This window comes from Peribacillus sp. NPDC060253 (assembly GCF_042727425.1).
In the GTDB taxonomy this organism is placed as follows: Bacteria; Bacillota; Bacilli; order Bacillales; family DSM-1321; genus Peribacillus.
Genome location: NZ_JBHXAS010000151.1, coordinates 1 through 9,530, shown reverse-complemented (window position 1 = coordinate 9,530; position 9,530 = coordinate 1). Strand labels below are relative to the sequence as shown.

The window sequence follows — 9,530 nt, the reverse complement described above, 5'->3', positions numbered from 1 at the left end:
CTATTAAATAATTCAATACATTAAATCATAGGTTAACTTTAAAAGCAATAAAGTTGGTACCAAAAGTCAATAAGGAAATTATAGGGGCTCACTAATAATCAAAATCACCCCTGCTTGGTTAATTTAGGATTAGAAGTTAGGCGTTTCCACTGACCCTTTCTATTTATCTTCATAAATTAATATAGTAGTAATATTCCTTAAAGGAGTTTGTGACCGATGGAACAACGAACTTTTCAAATTGATGACCAATGGAATATCGTCCATTATCCAGAACGGCCCAGTGGCTTTTCTATAATGGTGATTGGAGACCGAACCCATTTTGTCGAAAAAGACGGCAGCTTTTGGCTTCAGCATCCTGGCAGGTTACGGATATTGGAATATTTAAAGGAATACGGATACACGCTATTTTCATCCAATTTTTACGGAGCTAACTGGGGCAGTCCAAAAGGACTTGACCTTTCCCTTAACCTATATATGCTCTTCATTAAAAAAGAAATAGTCAATCAAAAGGTTCATGTATTGGCAGAGGGGACAGGCGCACTCCTCGCTTTAAAGTTAATGAATGAACTTGGAAGTAAGATACGTTCAGTCGTATTGATCGATCCGGTTTTTTCCTTGAAAGCACAGCTTGAGAAGGAAAAGGATAATAAGTTTTTCTATAAAAAGTGGCTGTCGGAGGTTGCGGCTGCATATGAGCTCGACCCAGCAGAATGTGAACAGCATATTCTGGATACTGAAAATCAAGTAATCGCGGAAAATATCCCTATGAAAGTGATTCAGGTTTTTGGAAGCATGCGGAAAGAGCAAGCCGCACTTTATCGACAAATCCAGCTGGCTAGGAAAGCAAACTTGCAGCTAACGTATTTATTGCCTGAAAAACGTTATAAAATCCCCTATCAAATACAGAAATTTTTCAATGAGAATGAAGAGTCTTTATGAGAATGGATATATTTTTACAATAGTTTGCATACGATACAGCATCTAAAAAAACTAGACGTGCCGGATGAAGTGGGCTTGATGGCATACGAGGAGGCTGTATTTATGCAAACATACATTGTCATTGGCACTTATCAATTTGTTGGTTTCTATGTGACTCAATATTTTTTGAACCAGGGTGAAGAAGTGATCGGAATTGATTGGACGGATTCAAAAGCAAACCAACATATTATTGAAGAAAAGGAACTTGAAATAGGCAGAAGTGCCAATTTTATATACTTTCCGATAAATAAGCTTAAATTATTGGATATTTCACAGGAGGACACTGTGTTCATATCTTGTTACGATATCCAACACGGAAAAATGGATAAACCCGATTCTCTAATAGGCGAAATCGTTTCCTTCATTGAGAAATACAAAAAAAATGGCATGAATGAAATGCCAAATTTTGTTGTTTTCATGCCGGTAGATGAAGATGCGGGTATTTTTCAGCCGATATTAACCGGGATTCGTGGAATAGATTCTGCAAAAATCATATTTTTACCGACGATATATGGACCTTGGCAATCGGAAGGCATGAGCTTTGAAGCCGGCATCAGTCAAATGGGACAGTCTGATATCAAAAAGGCAATTGCTCACGAATATACTGGAGATGCTCTCTTCATCACAGATTTTGTGCAGGCATTGGAAGGGGTTCTTACTTCTTCTTCCGATAAGAACATCCAATTGTGCAGCAGCATAGATGATCACTGGGATAAATGTGCACAGTTAATATTTGGTGAAAGCATGGAATCATTAATGAGTAAATCCACAACCAAAATCAATAAAGGAACTATATTTGAAGTTCATAGTAAAATGGATCCGGCAGAAGGCGTTGCTTTACAAAGAAAACATAATAAACGATTAAACTTACTTAAAGAATGGAGAAAGCATGATTAAAGTGGGCAAGGAATGGAGTGTACTTGAAGGGGAAGCTGCTTATTCACTAAATAAAAAACATTCCAAAGTATGTAGAATAGATGATCACAATTTGTGGTAAAGCACGGAAAATATAAAGGACAAATCTGTAAATTTGCCTCTAACCAATATGTCTTGTACTATAATGTTCAAGGATAGGAATGAACATCAATTGATATTCATTATTTTATGATTACGACCTTTACGAAAGGGCCATAGACAATTATGATGGAATGGAGATTTCTTTGGATTTCACTTAAATCAATTGATGAAAATTCAAATAGATAGGGGGAAACGAAAAATGAGTTCAGATAAAACGCTTGAATTTATGGGAATCGCTATGAAGTACTTCCCTGAAGCTAAAGCAAAGCTTGAAGCGAGCGGGATTCCATTCTCGATGGAGATGGCAGAGCCATTCATGGAGCTGTTTAAAAGCGTAATGCAAGAGGCTTATGAGCTAGGCAAACAAGATGCGCAGCGTTAATTAAAGGTAGGCTGTCCAGGTAAACGGGCAGCCTCATTTTTTTATCCTTTCTTCAAGAACTTGGAAATCAGTGGGTTCAGATTCATTTTATCGATGGCCGGTTTGTATTGACCGTATAAGCCCATTAATGTTTCAACGCTCTGCATCAATTGCATGTAATCAACCTTCGATTTCTCATTCTCATGTTCAGGTTCAGGTTCCTCTTTCTTGCCAAACATCAAATTCGAAAAATGATCATCCTGGCTTCTCTGATTGTTGTTGCGATTGAAGATGTCCACGCTAATCTCCCCCTTTTCTCATTTAATAATAATGTATGTCCCTAAAATCCCATTGGCATAGACACGTGTCCAACTTCGGAAACAGATACTTTTAGACTTTAAAATTGTTAGCTCTTGCAAGGAAGTGTTTTTTTATATAAAATTAGTACCAGGTAATAATAGATGCTTATAATAACTCATTAAAATATAAGGGGATGGCAGAATGAATGCTGGAATACTAGGTCTTGGCCGCTACTTACCCGATAAAATCGTTACAAATGCGGATTTAGAGAAAATTATGGACACTTCTGATGAGTGGATTCGTACTAGAACTGGTATCGAGGAAAGAAGAATTGCCAATGATGAAATAAATACTTCCGATATGGCTTATGAAGCCGCGAAAGCTGCATTGGAAAATGCGGCAATTTCGGCGGAAGAAATTGATTTAATTCTTGTAGCTACTGTGACACCGGATCAGTCGTTTCCTACTGTCGCTTGTATGATTCAAGAGAAATTGGGAGCGAAAAAGGCTGCTGCAATGGATGTAAGTGCGGCATGTGCTGGCTTTATGTATGCAATGATCACCGCACAGCAATTTATTCAGACGGGTGCATATAAGCATGTGTTGATAGTCGGTGTCGAAAAGCTATCAAGAATAACCAATTGGGAAGACCGCAATACTGCTGTTCTCTTTGGTGATGGAGCAGGTGCAGCAGTTCTTGGCCCTGTTGCGGAAGGTAAAGGGATCCTTTCCTTCGAATTAGGGGCAGATGGAACTGGTGGGCAGCACTTATTACAGGATGGAGATTTTATTCATATGAATGGACGTGAAGTTTTTAAATTTGCTGTCCGTCAGATGGGGGAATCCAGCCTGAGTGTACTTGATAAAGCCGGATTGACGAAAGAAGATGTGGATTTACTTGTACCGCATCAAGCGAACATTCGGATTATGGAAGCTTCAAGAGAGCGTTTAGGTCTGCCGATTGAAAAAATGACAAAAACGGTTCATAAATATGGAAATACCTCTTCAGCGTCGATTCCAATTGCCCTTGTGGAAGAAATGGAAGCAGGAAGAGTCAAGGACAATGACCTAATCATTATGGTTGGTTTTGGTGGAGGTCTCACTTGGGGAGCAATCGCTCTAAGATGGGGTAAATAAAAAAAAGAAGAAAAAACGTACGAGCTTTAAAATAGGAAGGAGCCATTTTTAATGACTAATCGCCGAGTAGTTGTAACAGGTATTGGAGCAATTTCTCCAGTTGGTAATGATGCAGAAACTGGATGGAAGAATATAATCGAGGGAAAATCGGGGGTAGGGCCATTAACACGCTTGAATGCCGAAGAATATCCCGTTAAAGTGGCAGCTGAAATAAAGGACTTTGATATTGAGACATATATCAACCGTAAAGATGCACGCAAGATGGATCGTTTTACTCATTATGCCATTGCTGCATCTGTTATGGCATATAATGATAGCGAACTGGAAATAACTGATGAAAATGCTGCGCGTGTCGGAGTCTGGATCGGGTCTGGTATCGGTGGGCTGGAGACACTTGAGACACAACATGAAAACTTTTTAAACAAAGGGTATAAGCGGGTGAGCCCATTTTTCGTACCAATGATGATTCCGGACATGGCAGCTGGCCAGGTATCTATCTTACTTGGTGCTAAAGGAATAAATTCATGTACCGTAACAGCCTGCGCAACAGGAACAAATTCAATTGGTGATGCGTTTAAAGCGATTCAGCGGGGCGATGCCGATGTGATGATCACAGGCGGAGCCGAAGCACCGATCACAAAAATGTCGGTTGCAGGCTTCTGTGCAAATACGGCTTTATCGACTAATCCTGATCCACAGACTGCGAGCCGTCCTTTTGATGAGAATCGTGATGGATTCGTAATTGGAGAAGGTTCCGGAATTATCGTTCTCGAAGATCTGGAACATGCATTGAATAGAGGGGCAAAGATTTATGCGGAAATAGCTGGTTATGGCTCAACTGGGGATGCCTTCCATATTACGGCTCCGGCTCCTGGTGGAGAAGGCGGGGCAAGAGCAATGAAAATTGCCATTGAGGATGCAGGCTTGAGCCCGGAAGAAATCCAATATGTAAATGCCCATGGAACAAGTACACCTTACAATGACAAATATGAAACGATGGCAGTCAAAGAAGTCTTTGGCGACCATGCTTATAAACTTGCAATAAGCTCTACTAAGTCCATGACTGGCCATATGTTAGGTGCAGCAGGTGGAGTAGAAGCCATATTCACGATCCAAGCAATCAGGGACAGCATTCTGCCTCCTACCATCAATATTGAAACACCAGACCCAGAGTGTGATTTGGACTATGTTCCGAATCAAGCAAGAAAATTGGAAATCAATGCTGCCATCAGCAATTCACTTGGATTCGGTGGACATAACGCAACCATTCTTTTCAAGAAATATCAATAAATTAAAGGAAGAGCAGATTCTTTTGGAATCTGCTCTTTTTTTGTAGATAAAAGGGGGAGTCTATCTAACTGTTAAATCAAAGTTGATTGGAACGGGTGTATGAAACTCCTGCGGGAATACGCGTCCCAAGGGTGGGGTCCCGCATGCACAAAGGCGCCGAGGGCGGACCACGAGGAAAGTGAGTGCCTGGAGGGGAAATTAACTACAATCCTCAAAAAACTGTAGACAAACTCCATTATTATCGAGAGTTTGCCTACAGTCTGAGAGCAGATCTTTTGGGATCTGCTCTTTTTGTGTTGAAGGGAAAACATACAAGGAAATAATATGTGTCAACCGCCTTTAATTAATCATACGATAGTCAAAAGGAGCGGGGGTGTATGGGAATTGGGAGTTATTTCAACAAATGAATGGTTGAAGGAAGATTTCAACCGTCCGGTCCAGATGATGGAAAGACTCAAAGGTACATTCAACAATACGCTTGATGCGGGTATGATCTATAAACAGTTATTGAGGCACGGCATGTATTCGCCAAATCAAAAAACGAAACTCACTTGGGAAGACTTAAAAGAAAATAACGTTTGGAAAAAAACACAAAGCCTGTTTACTTCTTATAAAAAGCTATGGGGAGGTCCTGATGTTCCCATATATATTTTTCCACTCATGTCTTCAGGTATGTGGAAGAAAACGGTTGAAACGAAGTCAGGGTTGGCATTTAAAGATAAACTATTCCTTTTTTATGATAAGGGGATAGCTGAAAAGGAAATGGAGGCGGTATTGATTCATGAATATCATCATGTTTGCCGACTACATCATTTGAAAAAAGAACAAAAAGAGTTTACTCTTCTTGATACGATGATCATGGAAGGACTGGCGGAAAGAACAGTGGGGAAATATTTAGGCGCTAAATATTTAGCGAAGTGGACTAAGTTATATCAGGAAGATAAACTGCGGGAATTTTGGAGCAAGCATTTAGAAGAAAAGCACATGATAAAGCGTACAGACCCTCAACATGATGTTCTTCTGCTTGGAGCGAAAGGGTTCCCATATATGCTGGGATACTGTAGTGGCTATTACCTGGTGAAGAATTTTGAAAAGCTCTCCGTGAAAAAATCATTCATCATTCAATCTGAAGAATTCTTATCAAAAAAGAACTAATATATACGTTCTTTTTTTCTTAATCTGTTTTCTAGAATAGGAATAAATTGTCTGGTTCCTGCCTATACTGAGTGACAAACAGAAATTTGTTTAAGTGAGGGATGAATGATGCTATATCTTCATGATGTATGGGTTAACTGGTTTGAAGGAGAAGAAAACGGCTATAATATTTGTCATTTTCATGAATGGAGGAAGGATGATGGAATTGAACTACTAGATCAAGTTCCTTTGTTGAAAGTGTCAACAACATTGTTCCACTACATAGAAAACGACTTATCGGAATTACCTAAGCCATTGTTAAATGATATATTCCAAAAAGCATATGCAAGGAAAAATCATGAACGAATTCAGCTTGACTATTGTTTTATCGTTACTGATGGAAATGGAATTCTAGCTGTTGATACGATAGGTTATCATATTCCGATTAGGAAAAGCAGAATAATTCCCCGGCAGGAACAAATTGTTTACGACATGATTGAGAACCAGGATGAGATGGATTACACCTTTACTGAAAAACCTGCATCTGAGAAAGAATATCATATTTTATCGCCGTCTCCCTTATTCATGAATGGGTTGACAAGAAAAGAAAGACAGTTGAAGCAATTATTATTCATGGCCATGGACCAATTATTCACGGCGAAAAACACCGCTGAAATCCGCTATTGGTATACTGAGTGGGCTCCTGAAAAATATGAGAGCATTCAAGAAATGGATTTTCAAATAGCTTGGCTTGAGTTATATGAAGAAATGAAGGAAGGCTGGTCAGTGAAGCACCTTCAACTTTGTGAAAACTTGGTGAAGGGGCAGCCTTTTTTTGAAAAGCTTTGGCAAGTGGAGGCTGGCGATAGCCCATCTATATTATAGTGGAAATGAAAATTTGAATGAACAAAAGAAAAGACGATCCGATGAGGATCGTCTTTTTCTTTTATCTCTTTCTGCCAAGTCCCATACCATTATACATTTTTCTGATCATTTTATTGGCTTCATTGTTCGCTTTTTCTGCACCATGGTCAAGAATTTCATCCAATTCAGGCGAATCGATCAATTCATTATAGCGTTCCTGGATTGGGAGGATTTCTCCTAGAACCACTTCAGCTAAATCACTTTTAAAGTCGCCATACCCTTTCCCTTCATACATCTCTTCTATTTCTGAATAGCTTTTTCCACTAAAAATGGAGTATATCGACATCAAGTTGGAAACACCGGCCTTGTTTTCCTTATCGTAACGGACAATACCTTCAGAATCGGTTACTGCGCTCTTGATGTTTTTTTCAATTTGCTTCGGATCATCCAATAAGGCAATCGTCGCCTTTTTGTTAGGGTCTGATTTACTCATTTTCTTGGTTGGTTCTTGAAGGGACATGATACGTGCCCCTTCTTTAGGAAGGCTGATTTCCGGGATTTTGAAAATGTCGTTGTGCTTTTTATTGAATCTTTCAGCCAAATCGCGTGTCAATTCAAGATGCTGTCTTTGATCTTCCCCGACAGGAACAACATCTGTACTGTAAAGGAGAATGTCGGCAGCCATCAGCGGCGGGTATGTAAGAAGTGCTGCAGATACCCCTTCTTTGCCAGCGGATTTGTCTTTGAATTGTGTCATTCTCTCAAGTTCACCAATATAGGATATACTTTGTAAAATCCAGCCTGCCTGAGCATGGGCAGGTACTTCTGATTGAATGAAGATGGTATTTTTTTCAGGATCAAGACCAATGGCCAAATATAAAGCGGCTAATGATTTAATGCTTTTCCTTAGCTTTAGGCGATCTTGTGGAACTGTAATTGCATGCTGGTCAACTATACAAAAAAAACACTCATATTCATTTTGTAAGTTAACGAATTGTTTCATGGCTCCGATGTAATTTCCTAATGTAACGGAACCGGATGGCTGAATGCCGGAGAAAATCCTTTTCAACTACTAGTCACTCCTCTAATTGCGTTTATTGATAAATGGATATTCGTTCTTCATTATTGTAAGGATAAATAGAAAATGAATCCACTTTCTTTGAAAGAAATGTGCGGTGCTCCCATGATAGGAAACGCTCATTTAAATCTTGTGGAGGGCCGTTTTGTCCTGTATCGATGAAATTTTTGAGAATTCGAATTGTCCACTATATCTGTATTTTAGCATTTATTCATATTAAATGTATAATCGAATCGGCAATCAAGCCAATAGAACTGAAAGTTTTCTTTTAAGTGTTAATTTGGTCATCCAAGTTTTAAACCCAGCTACCTTTACATTAGAAGTTTAACTGGGTTTCTTCATTTGAATGGATTGGCTCTGTCTTCTCTGAACCTGTTTCCAATTGGTTTTGTTTAGACTAGACCATGTGGGCAGTAGACTTTTTGGTATGAATGATCAATAGTGGTTAGTACATTAACTGCTAAGAAGGTGTGTTTATGGAAGACAAGGCGATTATCGAATTGCAAAAGCATGGGTTTTCTAAATACGAATGTAAGGCCTACATTGGTCTTTTTCTTTGTTTGCTTTTTGGGAACATTGTTAGCCGGCGGAATTCATCAACATACAACGATGACCGGATTTTTATCCACCGGAGTTTTATGGGCGTTTGCAGCAGCATTCTTCTATGCACTTACTTCGATCATGGGAAAGGGAATTCAAATACTTAGCCCGTTGTTAACAACCGTTATTCAAACGACTCTGGGTGTTTTATTATTGATTCCATTAGTGGAATGGTCAAATTTTGTGCATCTTACCTTTGAGAATTGGCTTTATATACTTGTTACAGGATTTATTCATACAGGATTTGTGTTTTATTTGTTTTTCAGCAGTTACGTGAATTAAAGGCTCAAACAATTGCTATTTTAGTCTTTATTGATTCGATAATCGCAATCTTACTGGATGTGACGATTTTGAACTACCATCCTGATATCTATCAGCTTCTCGGAATTTTTCTAGTGTTTGTTGGGATCAGTTATTCTCCAAAAGATGAAAGAATATTAGAGAAAACGTAAATTTGTTCGCTTAAACTTATCATGAAGTCTAAGGTATAAAATAATTTACCAAAATGTGGGTAGTTATTCCGAAAACTTAGTTATGTACAAAAAAAGCGAAATAATTAAAAAGTTACACAATAGAACGGATTTTCCGTTTTTTTTTTGTGATATGGATGAAATGAGTAGTTCAAGGAAAATCAAACCGTTTAACATATTTCACAATGAGCAGACCATTTTAGGGAAGGATAAACACAAGGGAATACAGGATTGTTGAACGTATTCTTAAAGCTGAAATTTTGTAAAGCAGGTTTTTTTAATTATTTATAATATATAGGAG

Annotated in this window: 9 protein-coding genes and 1 pseudogene; 8 read left to right on the top strand and 2 right to left on the bottom strand. The window is 38.7% G+C overall.

The window, feature by feature from the left end; all coding sequences use genetic code 11:
- Positions 1-216 precede the first annotated feature (216 nt).
- The 3 genes from ACFWE9_RS23970 to ACFWE9_RS23960 all read left to right on the top strand — a co-directional run bounded on the left by ACFWE9_RS23970 (position 217) and on the right by ACFWE9_RS23960 (position 2,377).
- The gene (locus ACFWE9_RS23970) at positions 217-939 is read left to right on the top strand and encodes a hydrolase (RefSeq protein WP_377359156.1); all 723 of its coding nucleotides are present in this window, start codon (positions 217-219) and stop codon (positions 937-939) included.
- 102 nt (positions 940-1,041) lie between these two features.
- Complete coding sequence (locus tag ACFWE9_RS23965; RefSeq protein WP_230158726.1) at positions 1,042-1,875, top strand: Rossmann-fold NAD(P)-binding domain-containing protein; 834 nt, start codon at positions 1,042-1,044, stop codon at positions 1,873-1,875.
- A 319-nt stretch (positions 1,876-2,194) separates the two neighbouring features.
- Positions 2,195-2,377: a ComZ family protein gene (locus ACFWE9_RS23960; RefSeq protein WP_034314525.1), complete on the top strand. Its 183-nt coding sequence runs from the start codon at positions 2,195-2,197 to the stop codon at positions 2,375-2,377.
- Positions 2,378-2,418: 41 nt separating this feature from the next.
- On the opposite strand, the gene ACFWE9_RS23955 is transcribed toward ACFWE9_RS23960, so the two are convergent.
- Positions 2,419-2,655, bottom strand: coding sequence for a hypothetical protein (locus ACFWE9_RS23955; protein WP_230158727.1), 237 nt, complete (start codon positions 2,653-2,655; stop codon positions 2,419-2,421).
- Positions 2,656-2,857: 202 nt separating this feature from the next.
- Between ACFWE9_RS23955 and ACFWE9_RS23950 the strand changes: the two genes are divergently transcribed.
- The 4 genes from ACFWE9_RS23950 to ACFWE9_RS23935 all read left to right on the top strand — a co-directional run bounded on the left by ACFWE9_RS23950 (position 2,858) and on the right by ACFWE9_RS23935 (position 7,102).
- Entirely contained in the window at positions 2,858-3,793 is a 936-nt protein-coding gene (locus ACFWE9_RS23950) for a beta-ketoacyl-ACP synthase III (RefSeq protein WP_230158728.1), read from the top strand.
- Between the two features lie 51 nt (positions 3,794-3,844).
- Positions 3,845-5,083, top strand: coding sequence for a beta-ketoacyl-ACP synthase II (gene fabF, locus ACFWE9_RS23945; protein ID WP_377359153.1), 1,239 nt, complete (start codon positions 3,845-3,847; stop codon positions 5,081-5,083).
- 384 nt (positions 5,084-5,467) lie between these two features.
- Positions 5,468-6,238 carry a DUF2268 domain-containing putative Zn-dependent protease gene (locus tag ACFWE9_RS23940; RefSeq protein ID WP_230158730.1) on the top strand — a complete coding sequence of 257 codons (771 nt, stop codon included), beginning with the start codon at positions 5,468-5,470 and terminating at the stop codon, positions 6,236-6,238.
- Between the two features lie 108 nt (positions 6,239-6,346).
- Entirely contained in the window at positions 6,347-7,102 is a 756-nt protein-coding gene (locus ACFWE9_RS23935; RefSeq protein ID WP_230158744.1) for a YjbA family protein, read from the top strand.
- A 61-nt stretch (positions 7,103-7,163) separates the two neighbouring features.
- On the opposite strand, the gene trpS is transcribed toward ACFWE9_RS23935, so the two are convergent.
- Entirely contained in the window at positions 7,164-8,150 is a 987-nt protein-coding gene (gene trpS / locus ACFWE9_RS23930; protein ID WP_230158731.1) for a tryptophan--tRNA ligase, read from the bottom strand.
- Between the two features lie 519 nt (positions 8,151-8,669).
- Between trpS and ACFWE9_RS23925 the strand changes: the two are divergent.
- Positions 8,670-9,211, top strand: a pseudogene (locus tag ACFWE9_RS23925) (EamA family transporter).
- Positions 9,212-9,530 lie beyond the last annotated feature (319 nt).